Below are 17,611 nucleotides of genomic sequence, written 5' to 3'. Positions count from 1 at the left end.
AGAAGAAAGCTGTAAAAGCAGCTCCCGCTAAACCTGCAGCTTCAGCTCCGACAAAGTCTAAACCTGCCGCTAAAAAGAAGAGCGCACCAGCGAAGAAGGCAGCTCCTGCTAAACCTGCTACCAAAGCAGCTTCGAAGAGTGCTCCTAAAAAGGCAGCCAAGAAAACTACAGCGAAGAAAGCAGCTCCTAAAAAAGCAGCGAAGAAAACTGTAGCGAAAAAGGCAGCTCCTAAAAAGGTAACAAAGAAACCGGTGAAGAAAGTAGTTGCTAAAAAGGCAGCGAAGAAGCCGGTGAAGAAAGTAACGGCTACCGCTAAGAAGGCCGCGAAAAAATTACCGAAGAAGGCTGTTAAGAAAGTAGCTAAAAAGAAAAAATAGAAAAGTAAAAGCCCCGCTCCTGCGGGGCTTTTCATTTACACGCACTTGGTATATTTATAGTCTGCAGTATCAGATTTAATCGTTAGCTTCGGGCAAAAATTATATCATCCTGTGCAGTACGATGTTATTGTAATCGGAGGCGGAGCAGTCGGGCTCGCCACAGCCTTACAGCTAGTCAACCGGAATCCTCAATTAAAAGTAGTACTTCTTGAAAAAGAGAACGCTGTTGCCAATCACCAGACCGGCAATAACAGCAACGTGATACATTCCGGTATATACTATAAACCGGGAAGTCTCAAAGCCAAGAATTGCATTCATGGCTACAACCTGCTGCTCGATTTCTGCAAACAATATAATGTACCGCACAACATCTGCGGTAAAGTGATAGTCGCCACAGCCGACAACGAACTGCCGCTGTTGAAGAATATATTTGATCGCGGTCAGCAAAATGGATTGCAAAACCTGAAGATGCTCAATGCATCAGAACTTAGGGAATATGAACCTCACGTTGCCGGTATAGCTGGTATACATGTTCCGCAAACCGGTATTGTTGACTACCGCGTAGTAGCAGAAAAGTATGCCGAAGTACTTCTGCAAAAAGGCGGAGAAATAAAACTCGGTGAGAAAGTGATTGACATACGCTTCAGTACCAATAACGTAGAAGTAATAACACCGAAAGCAACCTATAGCAGCAAGCTTGTAGTAAACTGTGCCGGACTATATTCTGACAAGATCGCGCGATTAACATCGCAGAATGTGAACGTAAAGATTATACCGTTCCGCGGTGAATATTATAAATTGAAGAAAGAGAAAGAGTATCTTGTAAAAACGCTGATATACCCGGTACCCGATCCGAATTTTCCGTTCCTGGGTGTACACTTTACTACGATGGTCGGTGGCGGTGTTGAGTGTGGACCTAATGCAGTGCTCGCCTTCAAGCGCGAAGGGTATAAAAAATCAGATATAAATCTGGCAGAGCTTGGTGAGACACTCGCATGGCCTGGCTTCCGTAAAATTGTATCGAAATACTGGCGCACTGGTTTTGGTGAGATGTACCGCTCCTACTCGAAGAAAGCATTTACCGAAGCACTTCAGAAATTATTGCCCGAGATAAAAGAAGAAGACCTGATTGAAGGCGGTGCCGGTGTACGTGCACAAGCCTGCGACCGAACCGGTGGCCTGCTGGACGACTTCATGATCCTCGAAGAAAAGCTGGCCATCAACGTATGCAACGCACCATCGCCTGCGGCCACGTCTTCGCTATCTATAGGCGAAACTGTAGCGGAGCTTGTGCAGAAGAGACTCTGATTTCTTTCTTTCCCGCAGAGGAAGCAGATTTACGCAGATAAGTTTTTAATGACGAATCGACATTCTCATCGATTCACTATTCCTTGTCCCTATATATTTACTTTCATTTCAAAAAGTACACAAGGCTTTACTATTAGTATACAGTGCATTTGGCCTGCGTAAATCAGGCCTTCTGCGGGAAACAAAAAAAGCGAAGAGACAAATCCCTTCACTTCTTAATTCCTTATCAGTCTTTCAGTACTGCATCTTTTAAAATCGACATTAATGTACCGGTCAGTATATCTTTGCTACGGATCGGTACTATAATGATTTTGGAGCCAGCTTTACGATATATAGCATGACTCCCCGATTGCCGAACGAAAATAAAACGTCTTTTTCAAGAAGCTTCACTAACTCCTTAGGCTTCATCCAACATCTCGGTTGTCAGTCGTGCTATCTCCTCCTCCATGATCGCGTCAAGGTAGAGTTGAATAGCATCTTTAAGATTTTCCAGTGCGAAGGAAGGAGTTTTGCCATGTGTATGACACCCTGGTAACTCAGGACACCACGCATGAAACTGTTCTCCATCTTTCTCGATCTTAAAATGTAAACGGAAGATTTCTCATAGAAGCAATTTACAAAATACTCAAACATCAAACTCAATCGTATCACCTGCACTGAAATTGCCAGAAGACTTTCCGTCTTCCGGACTTCCTGACTTATTTATTTCTTCCCTTTTCCCTTGCTCTTCTTCGGAGCTTTTGCCGACTTCTTGGCTGGCGCTTTCTTGGCCACCTTTTTCACCGAAGAGGGCTTGCTGCTCGACTTGGATTTTTTTGGTGGGCTCACTTTTTTGCTGGTGGCTTGGGGCTTGTCCTTTGACTTCGCCTTGACCGGTGCCTGCTTTTTGGGGCTCGCCGAAGAGACTGACTTGTCCGTCTTCTTCGACTTCGGGTTCAGTTTCGAACTCAATTTTTTTTTTGACGACTGATCCGCGTCAGTAGTCTCCGTTAATACAGTCTCATCATCACCTTCTTCAAGACCAGTTTCTTCTTCCTGAACCAGTTTCACTTTCGATACTTTGTACTGAGAAAGTTTGTTACCGACAGCTTTCCAACCTTTCACATCTACAACTTCTTCCAGGTTTATAACTTCGGTTACTTTCGGTTTATCTTTTGCCTTCACTACTTCGGCTTCGATCTCCGGTGTTTCAGAAGTTGTTACGGCCACAAGTCGTGAACCGATACCTTCGGATATAAATCCAAACTCTTTATCCAGTGTTGTAGTCTCGATCACGAAACGCTTCGCCATATACTGCTTGCTCTCGCCATCGACATATACTGCGGAGATTACTTTTTCAACGTTGAACTTCTCAACGTGCAAAGTCTTCTCCGGATCAAAACGATTCGTTAGTTCGTAATTCGTGATCTTGTACGAACCGTTGCGATAGAACGTGATGATCTTGTCGTCCACATCAAACTTGCCGATATAGCGACCGCGCTTGTCTTTGTTAAGACGACCAGCATCGGCATCAAACCACAGATCAAGTTTACTCAGTGTAGAGCCACCCGCTTTGAGGAAGTCAACTTTACGAACCGGATACGGTGTAAGTATATTTCCTTTTGAGCTTCTGCCTTTTACTTCGAGTTCGGAAAAGTCGTATGTGAATACCTTCTTGCGTGCGGTACTGGATTGTGAAAGCTTTACTTCAACCTGTTCAGCTTCACCATTCGGGTTTCCGCTCACATAGAGTATACGCGAATTCGGATTGCCTTGTGTGATATCATACTCCTTATCACGGGTTACGCCTGGCAGACTGAAACGTTTAGAAAAACTCTTCCCTCCTTTTCCATCGGCATAGATCACGTTGTATACCATGCGATCGTCACCTTTCTTCCAGATGCCTACATATAGTATATCCTTACCCATGAACACTTTCTCCTGGATACGTGACACCCTTACTTTACCATCCTTGCGGACTACAATAACATCGTCCAGGTCCGAGCAATCGCAGATATACTCATCCTTCTTCAAGCTGTAGCCCACAAAACCATCAGCACGGTTTACATACAGCTTCTGGTTGTTGGCAATAACTTCAACAGCCGTAACAGACTGGAAGCTCTTGATTTCAGTTTTGCGCTCGCGACCTTTACCATATTTCTCCAGCAGTTTCTGGAAATACGATATAGCATACTCAACAAGGTTCTTTAAGTGATGCTCGGTCTCTTTCAGCTCTTTCTGAAGATCACGCAGCATCTCGTCAGCCTTGAACGAGTCGAACTTCGAAATACGTTTGATGCGGATCTCCGTCAATCGAACTATATCGTCCGTTGTGATCTCCCGATAGAATTTTTTCTTGTGCGGCTTGAGTCCTTTATCGATTGTCTCAATTACTTCTTCCCAGCTTTCCGCTTCTTCAATGTCGCGGTAGATACGGTTCTCAATGAAGATCTTTTCCAGTGATGAGAACAGAATCTTCTCCATCAACTCCTGACGCCTGATCTCCAGTTCCTGCTTCAGCAACTGAACGGTCTGATCCGTATTGTGCTTCAGGATCTGGTTAACCGGCATGAACTTCGGCTTGTCATCTACGATCACGCACGCATTCGGCGAGATCGATATTTCGCAATCCGTAAATGCATACAACGCATCAATGGCTACTTCCGGAGATTGCCCCGGCTGCAACTGAAGTTGTATCTCTATATTTTGAGCGGTGTTATCAATTACCTGCTTTACCTTGATCTGTCCCTTCTCACTCGCTTTCACGATCGACTCCATAAGAGAAGTTGTCGTAGTCGAGAACGGTATATCACGGATAACCAGCGTCTTCTTATCAAGCACTTCAATGCGGGCTCTTACTTTGATCTTTCCACCGCGCAATCCCTGGTTATAGTCTGTGAAGTCTGCTATACCACCAGTCGGGAAGTCAGGATATATTTTAGGATTCTTTCCTTTCAGGATATCGATCGAAGCCTTGATGAGCTCAACGAAATTGTGCGGAAGAATTTTTGTTGAAAGACCTACCGCGATACCCTCCACACCCTGCGACAACAGCAACGGGAATTTTACCGGAAGTGTTACCGGCTCCTTTTTACGACCGTCATAAGAAAGTTGCCACTCTGTAGTCTGCGGATTATATACTACATCGAGCGCGAACTTGGAGAGACGCGCTTCTATATAACGTGGCGCTGCGGCACCATCACCCGTGCGCACATCACCCCAGTTACCCTGCGTTTCAATGAGCAGATCTTTCTGCCCTATATTTACTATGGCTTCACCAATGGACGCATCACCGTGCGGGTGATACTGCATGGTGTTACCAATCACGTTTGCTACTTTGTTAAAGCGGCCATCGTCCATTTCCTTCAGCGAATGCATGATCCTGCGCTGCACGGGTTTGAACCCATCTTCGAGGCGCGGAACTGCGCGCTCAAGAATTACATAGGATGCATAGTCCAGGAACCAACTCTGGTATAACCCATCAATGGCAACCGAGTGGATAACATCTTCTCCTCCACCGGCACCGTTGTTGTTTTCTTCGTTTGATTCGTTGTCCTCGTTTGCTTTCGGGTTTTCTTTCTTACTCATGACCGATTAAAAAATATAAACTTCAAAAATGCTGTTTGTCTTTGTTTCAGGATTCTGCCTATCGCAAATCCTGCATCGCGATATATATACTAGGCTTCTACTTCCTCTTCCTGTGCTTTCTCGGCACTTGCTTCAACCTTATCGAGTTCGATGCGAAGGTTTTCAATAATAAAATCCTGACGGGTTGGCGTGTTCTTACCCATATAGAATTCAAGTATCTTTTGCAGGTGACTGTCTTTATGAAGCAGAACAGGTTGCAGGCGAATGTTCTCACCTATAAACTTTCCGAACTCATCAGGTGAAATTTCTCCCAAACCTTTGAAGCGTGTGATCTCCGGTTTAGCACCGAGTTTTCTCATCGCTGCCTGTTTCTCTTCTTCGCTATAGCAGTATATAGTTTCCTTTTTATTCCGCACGCGGAACAGTGGCGTTTCGAGTATAAATACGTGACCGGCTTTTACCAGGTCAGGGAAGAATTGCAGGAAGAACGTCATCAATAACAAGCGAATGTGCATACCATCCACATCGGCATCGGTAGATATAATCACTTTGTTATAGCGTAAGCCATCCAGACCGTCTTCTATATTCAATGCGTGCTGCAGCAGGTTGAACTCTTCATTCTCATATACAACCTTCTTGGTAAGACCGAAGCAGTTCAACGGTTTACCTCGAAGACTGAATACGGCTTGCGTTTCAACATCGCGTGACTTTGTGATCGATCCGCTAGCTGAGTCCCCTTCCGTGATGAAGATCATACAATCCTGTCCTTTGGGATTCTTCTCATCGAAGTGATAGCGGCAGTCGCGAAGCTTACGGTTGTGCAGGTTTGCTTTCTTGGCGCGTTCGTTCGCCAGCTTTTTTATACCGGCAATTTCCTTACGTTCGCGCTCAGATTGCTGAATGCGTTTCTTTAATGCATCGGCAGCAATCGGATTGGTGTTCAGGTATATCTCAAGTTCCTTGGCAACGAAGTCGCCTACAAAACTCTTGATCGGCTGCCCTCCTTCCGGAGCTGTTGCCAGCGAACCTAACTTGGTTTTAGTCTGCGACTCGAACACAGGTTCTTGCACGCGTACCGCCACAGCACCAATTATACTCGCGCGGATATCCGCAGCATCAAAATCAGTCTTATAAAATTCACGAACACCTTTCACTACACCTTCGCGGAAGGCTGCGAGGTGGGTACCACCTTGTGTTGTGTTCTGACCATTTACAAATGAATAGTATTCTTCACCATACTGGTTGCCGTGTGTCAACGCAATTTCTATATCTTTTCCTTTCAGGTGGATGATCGGGTAACGCAGATCATCGGCATCAGACTTTTGTCTGAGCAGATCGAGCAGACCGTCTTTCGAGAAAAACTTCTGTCCGTTATAGTTGATGGTAAGACCGGCATTCAGAAACGCATAGTTCCACATCAGGTCATCCAGGTATTCCGGAATGAAGTGATAGTTTTTGAACATCGTGTTGTCTGGTTCAAACTCAACGTATGTACCGTTCTTCTCGTCACTCTTTCCCGGCTTCGGATCGTTAACCAAAACACCTTTCTTAAACTCCGCCAGTTTCTGCTGACCTTCGCGGAAAGCCTGCACTTTAAAATAACTGGAGAGCGCGTTCACTGCTTTCGTACCGACACCGTTCAATCCCACCGACTTTTGAAACGCACCGGAATCGTACTTGGCACCTGTGTTGATTTTAGAAACTACATCCACGACTTTACCGAGTGGAATACCACGGCCATAGTCGCGCACGGTAACTTTCGATTCGGTGATGTGCACATCGATGTTTTTGCCGTATCCCATCATGTGTTCATCGATACAGTTATCGATAACTTCTTTTACGAGTACATATATACCATCATCTTTGGATGACCCGTCACCGAGTTTACCGATGTACATACCAGGTCGCAGACGAATGTGCTCACGCCAGTCAAGCGACTTGATGCTGGATTCGTCATACGTGAACATAGAAGAGTCTTTCTCCGATTTTGCCATAGCACGAAATGGATTTAGTGTTCAGAAAATTGAAGACTAAAAAATTCAGTTTCAAAGTTTAAAAAATCTGCTTCGGGTTCAAGAACAGAAGTTGAAAGAATCAGCTTCCTAAACCCGGCAAAAAATCTATACGCATCTAATAAAATGAATTTTAAAGTCACTTCAATTATTCAACAAAAACTTTAACTACAAAAATGAATAAGATTAAAACATTTAAATACTTGATTTCTAAATACTAATGAATAATAATTTAAACTAATTCATTAGATCTTTTATTAGCCACCATCTTCACCACCGGCCAGCTTATTGCCCACAAAACCATCAGCCCCAAGCTACCATAAATCACAAAACCGATCCTACTGAAATCAAAACGTTCGTCACTATTATAGGCATTGACCAGGAATAATCCCACCACAAAAAAGAGGTTGAGGGTAATAATCAAACCACAGAACCATGCTTTGAAAGTCAGGTCGTGCTTGTAAACACTACCAACAGCATACACCAACGCATTGGCAATGGTAAGCAGAATGAGCACAATGTAGAAGAAAATATCACGACTGATCAGCTTCGATTCGATTCCCTCCTGCTGCACAATCACATTCTCTGGCAGGTCTGCGTACACATATAAAAGCGCGCCCAGCACCCCGATCAGCGAGAAAAACCATACCGCTCTGAAAACCTTGAACATCATAACGCCTTTCAAATTTGGCCGCAATTAACCACCATCATTTTTAACAAACAAAACTCATTTTTAATTAAAACCTGAAGAATGGCATCACGCTAATTTTAATGGAGAGGTCTTGCATCGTCCGGTTTTATCACTTTCCTTTGTCTCATAAGCGCATCGGGGTGCTGTGCAAAACGGCTGAGATTATACCCGGGGAACCTGATCTGGCTAATACCAGCGAAGGGAATGCACAGCTTCGATTTCACTTTGCGCAGGCATACGATATTGAGCCGCATTCCTTTTTGGGTGCGGCTTTTTTGTTGGATTTTAAACAAGCAAACAATGTCTTTTAACCTCGTCACGCAAAATCTGAGATCCTGGCAGAACCGGAAAGAATGGTTCTTCAACCGCGAACATACCGACACGTATGAACTTTGGTACGAAGGACGCTACAAACGAGCCGAGATCTGGCAGAAGAAAATCATTGGCGATCTTCTTAAAAAAGATGACCGCATCCACACGCTGCTCGAGTTCGGATGCGGCACGACACGCTTTACCCGCTGGTGGAAAGATATAGGTATAGAAGCCACGGGTGGCGACCTCTCTCCTTTTATGTTGGGACAAGGCGTGCAGTTGTTCAAAGGTGATTTAGTGTTGGCCGACTCACACCATATGCCCTTCAAAGACAACACGTTCGATGCCGTTGCCTTCATCACCACTTTCGAATATTATAAAGATCCTGTTAAAGTAATCCGCGAAGCAGCGCGTGTTGGCAAGCACGGCATTGTGTTCGGTATGATGAACCGTAATTCACCGAAAGTAGTACGCAGGCGAGTACAGCAACTCTTCGGTAAAAATCCATTCTATGTAACAGCTAACTTCTACACGCCCAATACGTTAACCGCGGTCATCAAAGAAGCCTTGCTAGGTGAAGAATATACCCTTGAATGGAATTGTACCGGCCTGCCCGAGTGGTTCCCCGTACAACAATGGAAGGTTCCCTACGGAGATTTTTTCGGCCTATACGTAAAGCTGAAACGCTAAGGTATATCCCCCTCAACACCAACACATCAACACGCACAAACATGGATTTCCCCGAAACCGGCAAGATTCAAAACTCATTTTTCAAGGAAAAGGTGTTCCCGTTCTGCGGTGCCAAGCGAAGCGAAGTAGTTATCGGACCGGAGTATGGTGTAGATGTTTCCATCGTGAATCTCCCCAATGGACTGGCTATGGCTATGACGAGCGATCCGCTTTCGCTCATACCAACGCTGGGACTTCGTGAATCGGCCTGGCTCTCGGTTCAACTCATGGCTAACGATATGGCCACCACCGGCTTTGCTCCACAGTATGCACAGTTTACGTTGAACCTTCCCACAACGCTTGGGGTACACGACTTTGAGCAGTACTGGCATTATATACATGAGTTCTGCAATCGCCTCGGCATTGCTATTACCGGAGGACACACCGGGCGATTTGAAGGCATAAACTCCACCATTGCCGGAGGTGGCACGATGATTACCGTAGCTCCGGGAGAACAGATCATTACCAGTAAAGGTGCTGAACCAGGCGATGTACTGATCATGACCAAAGAATGTGCGTTGATCGCTACTTCCATCCTCGCGCTAAGCTTTCCGGAGACGGTGATAAAATCCTGTGGTTCTGATATTCAACAACGCGCAGCAAAATTGTTTTACGAAACCAGCGCTGTCGAAGCTGGTCTGGCCACAGGTGAGTTTCATCGGCATACACAGTCGGTTACAGCCATGCACGATGCTACCGAGGGTGGTGTACTCGGTGCTATATATGAACTGGCGCATGCCTCCGGATGTGGTGTGGTAGTGAACGAGCCTGCTATACCTTTGGGTGAACCTCAGCAGAAGATCGGTGCCTTGTTCAACATTGACCCGCTATACTGTGTCGGAGCAGGCGCAATGATCATCACCGCCAAAGCAGATAAGGCACATCTTCTGGTCGAACATCTGGCAGCGAACAACGTGCGGGCTACTGTAATTGGTGCGGTCACGGCTCCATCGGAGGGATTGAAAATACATCGCGATCAGGAAGTTGTTGAGCTGCAACATCCGGGAGCCGATCCCTATTGGAGTGCATTCTTTGACGCGTTCGGGAAAGGCTGGAAATAAACCAAAGGTATATGACAGTAAACGGTAAACTATATACTGAAACAATCGAAGACCTCCGCAGAAAGGTTAAAGGCGGAGTATACCTGGTGATTGATCCGCATGAAGGCATCGAAACCGTTCTGCCCAAAGTGAAAGCTGCATTGGCAGGTGGTGTAGATGTTCTCCAGATCTGGAATCATTGGCACAAAGGTCAGGATCAAAAAGCTTTCATTGACAGTATCACTACGCTGGCGCATGCCGTTGATGTGCCCGTACTTATCAACGAAGAATGGCACTGGCTCGAAAGCACCATGATTGATGGTGTACACTTCGATGCTATACCTGCCGATTGGGACACAAACCGTAATACCATAACGAGACCTTTCCTCACCGGTATAACCTGTGGCAATGACGAGACTCGCATCGATTGGGCTATACGCTTTGCCGACTATCTTTCTTTCTGTTCCATGTTCCCTTCGGCCTCGGCTGGTGTTTGTGAAATTGTTCGTCCGGAGGTAGTAGAAGAAACCAGGCGGCAAACCAATCTGCCCATTTTTGTTGCTGGAGGAATTACTCCGGCATCGATCAACACCCTGTTGCCTTTGGGTATAAACGGCGTTGCCGTGATCTCCGCGATATTAAAAGCAGACGACCCGGCACGCGCTGCACAAGACTTCAAGGAGGCGCTGACTCGTCCGCGATAAAAATGTATTCCTCAGCCACTTATTAAAGCTGTTCAAACACAACAAATGAATCATCATGAAAACTTCACTTCTTCATAAACTGGCCTGTCCTTTTGATAAGAACGATCTCGATCTGAAGATCATCCGCCAGGAAGGCGATACTATACTGGAAGGTATCTTTACCTGTACACATTGCAAGCGTTACTACCCGATCATCTATGGTATACCTATTATGTCGCCTGACGAGTATCGCGAGAAATCGTTGGAACACCCGGTGCTGCATCGCTGGGGGTTACAAATCGACAACGACTCGCAGACTTTCAAACTTCTTGCCGCTGGTCAGGAAATCTAAAAATGAGTGTGGAAACACATCGCGTCTGTAAAAACTTATGATAAATTTACGGCCTTACTAAAAAAGATCATGAGTGAGTTATTAGAAACCGTACAGGCAAAAGCAGAAACCTGGCTTACCAGTCGCACGATTGACGACAAGACAAAATCAGCCATCAAAGCGCTGCTATCCAAAGAAGAACCGAAAGAACTGATCGATAGTTTTTATAAAGATCTTGAATTTGGTACCGGTGGATTGCGCGGTATCATGGGCGTTGGTTCCAACTGTATGAACAAATATACTGTTGGTGTTGCCACGCAGGGACTTTCCAACTACCTGAACAAGACTTTTCCGGGCAAGGAAATAAAAGTTGCCATTGCTCACGACAGTCGTAACAACAGCCGCGACTTTGCCGAAATCGTAGCAGCCGTTTTCTCTGCCAACGGTATCAAGGTATATATGTTCGATGAACTTCGCCCCACTCCTCTCCTCTCTTTCGCCATCCGTTATCTCAACTGCGACTCGGGCGTGGTGATCACTGCATCACACAATCCGAAAGAATATAACGGTTACAAAGCTTACTGGACCGGTGGTGCACAGGTAGTGCCTCCTCACGATAAAAATATCATTGAAGAAGTAAAGGCCATCACCTCGTTCGACCAGGTTAAGTTTAAACCAACACTTGCCAACATTAATGTTATAGGCCCTGAGGTTGAGCAAGCTTACTACGAAGAAGTAAAGAAGATCATTCCGAACCACGATGTAATCGCCAAGCACAAAAATATACCCTTGGTATATTCAAGTCTTCATGGTGCGGGTATCACGATGGTGCCTGAATGTTTACGACAAATCGGGTTCACTAATATCCATGTAGTAAAAGAACAGGAAGAACCGGATGGTGATTTCCCTACGGTAAAGTCTCCGAACCCGGAAGAACAATCTGCGATGGAGCTTGTGATTCAAAAGGGTAAAGAAGTGAATGCCACTATGGTTATGGCTACCGACCCGGATACAGATCGCGTGGGGATGGGCGTGCGTAAATCCAACGGAGAATTTATACTCCTCAATGGCAACCAGGCTTTCAGCCTGATGATGTACTTCATCATGAAGAACCTGAAAGACAAGAACAACGCCTATATTGCAAAGACCATCGTTACATCAGAGCTCATCGACATGATGGCTGAACGCTTTGGTGTTGAATGCTATAACACACTCACCGGCTTTAAATATATAGCGGAGCTGATGGGCAAGTTCGAAGGCAAGAAAAAATTCGTAGCCGCCGGAGAAGAAAGTTATGGCTATATGGCGGGTGACTTTGTTCGCGATAAAGATGCTGTTTCATCGTGCGCATTCTTTGCTGCGATGGCCGCCAGCGCTACCGAAGAAGGCAAGTCTATGTACGACTGGCTTATCGATATGTATGTAGAGTTCGCTTACTATAAAGAAGGACTGCTTAACGTAACGAAAAAAGGTCAGCAGGGAGAACAGGAGATTAAGGCGATGATGGAGAAGTTCAGAAACAACCCTCCTTCCGAGATTATCGGCAGTCGCGTGGTTCGTTTGCTCGACTATAAAATCCTGAAAGAAAAAGATCTGTTGACGGGCAAAGAAACCAATCTCGATTTCCCTAAATCAGATGTGCTTCAGTTTTACCTGGAAGACGGCACAAAGGTTTCTGTTCGTCCGTCCGGCACAGAACCCAAGATCAAGTTTTACATCAGTGTAAACGCTCCATTAGCCTCACGCTCAGAATTTGAAAAGGTCGATGAACAACTCGACCTGAAAATAAAAGGCGTAGAAGCATATTTGCAGAGTGTGTAAGTGTGTACGTGTGTAGGTGTGTACGTTAACTTAAACACGTAAACACCTACACACCTAAACACGTTTTCCCTATCTTTGCGGCTTCATCATGAAAAAAGTCGCTTTTTATACGCTGGGCTGCAAGCTTAATTATTCAGAGACATCCACCATTTCACGGATGTTTGAGGAGAAAGGCTATAAGAAAGTAGACTTTACCGATACTCCCGATATCTTCATTATCAATACCTGCTCCGTAACGGAGAATGCCGATAAGAAATGCCACAAGATCGTGCGCGAAGCACGCGGTATAGCTCCGGATGCATACGTAGCCATTATAGGTTGTTATGCACAGTTAAAACCCAAAGAGATTTCCGAGATTCCGGGAGTGGATGCTGTGTTGGGAGCTGCCGAAAAATTCCGACTGGTAGAATTACTCGATGGTTTTGTACGCAAGCCTCAGGCTGAAGTATATGCTTCGGAAGTTGAACAGGCTAATAAATTCAATACCTCCTACTCTATTAACGATCGTACCCGTACTTTTTTAAAAGTACAGGATGGTTGTGATTACTCCTGCACGTTTTGTACGATACCATTGGCACGCGGCAGTAGCCGAAGTGACAGCATCGAAAATATACTGAAGACTGCTCATGATATTGCAAAGACTGAAGTTTGCGAAATTGTGCTGACGGGTGTAAACACTGGCGACTTTGGTATTCAACAAGGAGTACGCGTTGAGCGTTTCGTTGATCTGGTAAAGGCGCTGGATGAAGTGGAAGGTATAGATCGCTTTCGTATATCATCAATCGAACCGAATCTTTTATCAGACGATATCATCGAGTTTGTTGCTCAGTCAAAAAGATTTGTTCCTCATTTCCACATACCCTTACAATCCGGCTCGAACAAAATTCTGAAGCTGATGCGCAGACGCTATATGCGCGAGCTATATGCCGATCGTGTTGCCAAAATCAAATCGCTGATGCCGCACTGCTGCATTGGTGTTGATGTGATTGTAGGTTTCCCCGGAGAAACACGCGAAGACTTTCTCGATACATACGCGTTTCTCAATGAGTTAGACATATCATACCTCCATGTATTTACATACTCGGAGCGCGAGAATACACCTGCTGCAGAAATGACTGGTACAGTACCGGGAAGTCAGCGGGCTGATCGTTCCAAAATGCTGCATATACTCTCCGATAAAAAACGCAGAAAGTTTTACGAAGAGAATCTCGGCAAAGAAGCCACCGTTCTTTTTGAAAATGACATTGAAAACGGAATGATGCATGGCTTTACCGAAAACTATATCCGTGTTACAGCGAAATACGATCCTGTATTAGTCAACGAGTTGAAACACGTTAAGCTTCTGGCCATCAACGATCACGGCCATGTTGAAGTAGAAGATGCACAAGCGGAAGTATTCATCCATTAATATATAGTGCAGGCAATATCAGGTGTAGGTTATCTGTAAGATTGTTACTACACCTCTCGGATTACTACCACCCTGCGTGCACTATTTTGTAGAAATTAAGATCATCTTACACCTCTACCTTCTCTCCGGTCTCTGCACGAATCAGGTTCTCAGCGTGCTATATCTTTGTATCATCAATCCAGTTAAAAGAAATAAGCAGTCTACTCTAACCTGCCTGCTTTAGGATGAAGGAGGAAGCCACGAACTTGGGGGTTTTGGTTTGTGAAGGGCTTTCTTCTTCGTTTTTTTATACCTGTCTGTAAAATCGATCAACAACTATCGATTTACAATTCCATCTTTTATTTCAATTCTTCGATCCGCCATCTTTGAAAGTTCTTCGTTGTGCGTAACGATGATGAACGTCTGCTTCAGTTCTTTCCGCAGTTGAAAGAATAGTCCGTGAAGCTCCAATGCGTTTTTAGAATCCAGGTTACCGCTTGGTTCATCGGCCAGAATTATAGCCGGTGAGTTAATTAATGCACGGGCTACAGCTGTTCTTTGTTGCTCACCACCAGACAGTTCGGAAGGTTTATGATGTATACGCGAACTCAGCCCCAACATGCTCAGCAATTCTTCAGCGCGTTTTCGTATAGCCTGTTCGTTGGTGTTGTTGGCAATCAGGCCCGGTATCAATACATTTTCAAGCGCAGTAAACTCCGGCAAGAGGTTATGGAACTGAAAAACGAAGCCAATGGATTTATTCCGGAACGCAGCCAGGTTTTTAGGCGACTGTGAGAATACATTTTTATCGTGAATAAAGAGTTGGCCGCGGTCTGGCGTATCCAAAGTACCGAGAATATGCAGTAAAGTACTTTTGCCGGCACCCGAGGCACCAACAATGGCAACCACCTCACCCTCATTAACTTCTAAGTCTACCCCCTTCAGTACTTTCAACTGACCGTAGGATTTTTCAACCTGTGTAGCTCTTAACATTGCTAATTGTATAGATTCCTTTGAAATAAAGCTTTAAATACGCTAGTTTCGCCCAAAACAAAAAATTCAATGAACATTCACGAATACCAAGGCAAAGAAATTCTGAAGAAATATGGTGTGGCCGTTCAACGGGGCATTGTAGCCGATACTCCAGACAATGCAGTAACTGCAGCAAAAGAGCTACAGGCAGAGACCGGCACCAAATGGTTTGTTGTTAAATCTCAGATACATGCCGGTGGTCGTGGAAAGGGAACCGTGAAGGAAACCGGATCGAAAGGTGTTGTTCTGGCGAAAGGAATTAACGAAGTACACGATAAGGTAAAAGCTATTCTGGGCGGTACACTTGTTACTATCCAAACCGGACCTGAAGGTAAAAAGGTAAATAAAGTTCTGGTCGCTGAAGATGTATACTATCCGGGCGAGACCGAACCGAAAGAATATTATATGAGTATCCTCCTCGACCGCTCGAAGGGTTGCCCGGTAATTATGGCTTCTACAGAAGGAGGAATGAACATCGAGGAAGTTGCAGAAACTCATCCTGAAAAAATTATTAAAGAATGGATCGATCCACTTGTTGGTCTTCAGCCATTCCAGGCTCGTAAGGTTGCTTTCTCATTAGGTTGGGAAGGAAATGCTTTCAAAGAAGGTGTGAAATTCATTCACTCGCTTTACAATGCTTACCTCGGACTTGATGCTTCAATGTTCGAAATCAATCCGCTGTTAAAAACATCTGACAATAAAATACTCGCTGTTGATGCAAAAGTAAATCTGGATGACAACGCCTTGTATCGTCATAAAGATCTTGCTGAACTGCGTGATATAACAGAAGAGGATCCATTGGAAGTTGAAGCTGGTAAAGCCGGACTTAACTATGTAAAACTGGATGGTAACGTAGGTTGTATGGTAAACGGAGCCGGCTTGGCGATGGCTACTATGGACATCATCAAGATCTCTGGTGGTGAACCTGCTAACTTCCTTGACGTAGGTGGTGGAGCAAATGCTGAAACTGTGGAAGCAGGTTTCCGAATCATTCTGAAAGATCCAAATGTGAAGGCAATCCTGATTAACATTTTTGGTGGTATTGTTCGTTGCGACCGTGTTGCCAACGGAGTTGTTGAGGCTTACAAGAAGATTGGCGATATCAAGGTTCCGATCATAGTACGTTTACAAGGTACTAACGCTGAAGAAGGCGCGAAGATCATTGAACAATCCGGCTTGAAAGTGTTCTCCGCAATACTGTTAAAAGACGCAGCACAACGTGTAAAGGAAGTATTGGCATAGGAATTTCCTAGACTCACCAAATTTTCTATATTGTACAAACTTTGCTCGTAATGCGATCAATAAAAAGACTCTTAGCTCTATCTGCTTTTTCTACCTGCGCCCTCTTTCAGGTAGCGGACGCACAAAGTTTTTATGCCGTTCGAAAGAATAGAAACCTGTTGGTTGGATTTGGCTCAGGCACGGCTAATTATTATGGCGAAATGGTTAACCCTGGAGAATTTGGTATACTCAAATTCAACATCGCTGCCAACGCTGAATACTATATCCATAATCGCATTAGCGTGCGCGCCGGCTTAACATTCTTCCAGATTTCAGGGGACGATGCTAAAGCGGATGATGACAGACAAGAACGAAACCTGTCTTTCACATCTTCCAATATAGAGTTAAGTGCTCTCGGGGTTGTGAATCTTAGTCCGATGGGACTTCGCTTCTATCAGCGATCGAAGTTGAACCTGCACGCATTTGCCGGTATAGGTTTACTGTACTTCAATCCGAAAGCAGAGTACCAGGGTAAAAAGTATGCTCTTCAACCTCTTGAAACAGAAGGTGTGCGTTATAGCCGCATTACTCCGGTAATTCCTTTTGGTTTGGGAGCAAGAATAAAACTGGATCCATTCTTTAACCTCCTTATCGAAGGAGGCTATCGAATTACCTTTACTGACTATCTGGATGATGTAAGTGTAAGAAGATATCCGGAAGCATCAACGCTGAAGAGTGATCTCTCCAGAGCTTTATCTGACAGGCGTGTTGAAATTGGAACGCAACCCGCCAATCCTTCGCAAGCTGGTGTTCGTGGAAATCCGAAAGAGAACGATGGTTATTTCCTGATGAATGTTACACTTCAATACTATCTTCCTTACGAGTTATTCAACGACTCTCAAAGAAAGCTGTACAATAAGAAAAGAAAATACTACTATAGAAGACCGTAGTATATTAAAGTATACAACGGCATAAAAGAAAGAGGGATACAAAATGTATCCCTCTTTCTTTTTATACTTGACTTTGATTCGGAATCAGTCTTGATATCAGTTCACAAACCATTGGAATTGACAAGAGCCAGGTTAGTTTTCTAACTAATG

The 17,611-nt window shown here is 44.8% G+C and carries 15 protein-coding genes and 1 riboswitch; of the genes, 9 read left to right on the top strand and 6 right to left on the bottom strand.

All coding sequences use genetic code 11. From position 1 onward, the window contains the following. The first annotated feature begins 488 nt into the window (after positions 1-488). Positions 489-1,685, top strand: coding sequence for an L-2-hydroxyglutarate oxidase (gene lhgO / locus ACFQ21_RS27180; protein WP_377585116.1), 1,197 nt, complete (start codon positions 489-491; stop codon positions 1,683-1,685). Between the two features lie 226 nt (positions 1,686-1,911). Here the strand turns inward: lhgO and ACFQ21_RS27175 are convergent, their stop codons facing one another. From ACFQ21_RS27175 to ACFQ21_RS27155, 5 genes are all read right to left on the bottom strand, one after another. Further along, the gene (locus tag ACFQ21_RS27175; protein WP_377585887.1) at positions 1,912-2,049 is read right to left on the bottom strand and encodes a type II toxin-antitoxin system HicA family toxin; all 138 of its coding nucleotides are present in this window, start codon (positions 2,047-2,049) and stop codon (positions 1,912-1,914) included. A 33-nt stretch (positions 2,050-2,082) separates the two neighbouring features. Further along, positions 2,083-2,262 (bottom strand): type II toxin-antitoxin system HicB family antitoxin, encoded by a 180-nt coding sequence (locus ACFQ21_RS27170; RefSeq protein WP_377585884.1) that lies wholly within the window; start codon positions 2,260-2,262, stop codon positions 2,083-2,085. 125 nt (positions 2,263-2,387) lie between these two features. After that, positions 2,388-5,252 (bottom strand): DNA gyrase/topoisomerase IV subunit A, encoded by a 2,865-nt coding sequence (locus tag ACFQ21_RS27165; RefSeq protein WP_377585114.1) that lies wholly within the window; start codon positions 5,250-5,252, stop codon positions 2,388-2,390. A gap of 89 nt (positions 5,253-5,341) precedes the next feature. Then, positions 5,342-7,246 carry a DNA topoisomerase IV subunit B gene (locus ACFQ21_RS27160; RefSeq protein WP_377585112.1) on the bottom strand — a complete coding sequence of 635 codons (1,905 nt, stop codon included), beginning with the start codon at positions 7,244-7,246 and terminating at the stop codon, positions 5,342-5,344. A 250-nt stretch (positions 7,247-7,496) separates the two neighbouring features. Continuing rightward, positions 7,497-7,937, bottom strand: a complete 441-nt coding sequence (locus ACFQ21_RS27155) for a hypothetical protein (protein WP_377585110.1) — start codon at positions 7,935-7,937, stop codon at positions 7,497-7,499. Between the two features lie 144 nt (positions 7,938-8,081). Then, positions 8,082-8,176, top strand: a riboswitch (TPP riboswitch). Between the two features lie 79 nt (positions 8,177-8,255). On the opposite strand from ACFQ21_RS27155, the gene ACFQ21_RS27150 reads away from it, so the two are divergent. The 6 genes from ACFQ21_RS27150 to mtaB all read left to right on the top strand — a co-directional run bounded on the left by ACFQ21_RS27150 (position 8,256) and on the right by mtaB (position 14,279). Continuing rightward, on the top strand, positions 8,256-8,957 hold the full coding sequence (locus tag ACFQ21_RS27150) for a class I SAM-dependent methyltransferase (protein ID WP_377585108.1): 702 nt from the start codon (positions 8,256-8,258) through the stop codon (positions 8,955-8,957). Between the two features lie 41 nt (positions 8,958-8,998). Beyond that, entirely contained in the window at positions 8,999-10,057 is a 1,059-nt protein-coding gene (locus tag ACFQ21_RS27145; RefSeq protein ID WP_377585105.1) for an AIR synthase family protein, read from the top strand. A gap of 11 nt (positions 10,058-10,068) precedes the next feature. Further along, positions 10,069-10,740, top strand: coding sequence for a thiamine phosphate synthase (locus ACFQ21_RS27140; RefSeq protein ID WP_377585102.1), 672 nt, complete (start codon positions 10,069-10,071; stop codon positions 10,738-10,740). A 55-nt stretch (positions 10,741-10,795) separates the two neighbouring features. Continuing rightward, entirely contained in the window at positions 10,796-11,071 is a 276-nt protein-coding gene (locus tag ACFQ21_RS27135; RefSeq protein WP_377585099.1) for a Trm112 family protein, read from the top strand. 69 nt (positions 11,072-11,140) lie between these two features. After that, complete coding sequence (locus tag ACFQ21_RS27130) at positions 11,141-12,871, top strand: phospho-sugar mutase (RefSeq protein ID WP_377585097.1); 1,731 nt, start codon at positions 11,141-11,143, stop codon at positions 12,869-12,871. Between the two features lie 88 nt (positions 12,872-12,959). Further along, positions 12,960-14,279, top strand: coding sequence for a tRNA (N(6)-L-threonylcarbamoyladenosine(37)-C(2))-methylthiotransferase MtaB (gene mtaB / locus ACFQ21_RS27125; protein ID WP_377585094.1), 1,320 nt, complete (start codon positions 12,960-12,962; stop codon positions 14,277-14,279). 315 nt (positions 14,280-14,594) lie between these two features. Here the strand turns inward: mtaB and ACFQ21_RS27120 are convergent, their stop codons facing one another. Further along, a complete protein-coding gene (locus ACFQ21_RS27120; RefSeq protein WP_377585091.1) occupies positions 14,595-15,251 on the bottom strand; it encodes an ABC transporter ATP-binding protein in 657 nt (218 codons plus the stop codon). A 69-nt stretch (positions 15,252-15,320) separates the two neighbouring features. On the opposite strand from ACFQ21_RS27120, the gene sucC reads away from it, so the two are divergent. Beyond that, on the top strand, positions 15,321-16,532 hold the full coding sequence (gene sucC / locus ACFQ21_RS27115) for an ADP-forming succinate--CoA ligase subunit beta (protein WP_377585088.1): 1,212 nt from the start codon (positions 15,321-15,323) through the stop codon (positions 16,530-16,532). 50 nt (positions 16,533-16,582) lie between these two features. Then, entirely contained in the window at positions 16,583-17,461 is an 879-nt protein-coding gene (locus tag ACFQ21_RS27110) for a DUF6089 family protein (protein WP_377585085.1), read from the top strand. Positions 17,462-17,611 lie beyond the last annotated feature (150 nt).

Source organism: Ohtaekwangia kribbensis (assembly GCF_042676245.1).
Classification (GTDB): domain Bacteria; phylum Bacteroidota; class Bacteroidia; order Cytophagales; family Cyclobacteriaceae; genus Ohtaekwangia; species Ohtaekwangia kribbensis.
The sequence above is the reverse complement of the archived record's forward strand: the minus strand, read 5'-3'. Positions and strand labels throughout refer to the sequence as shown.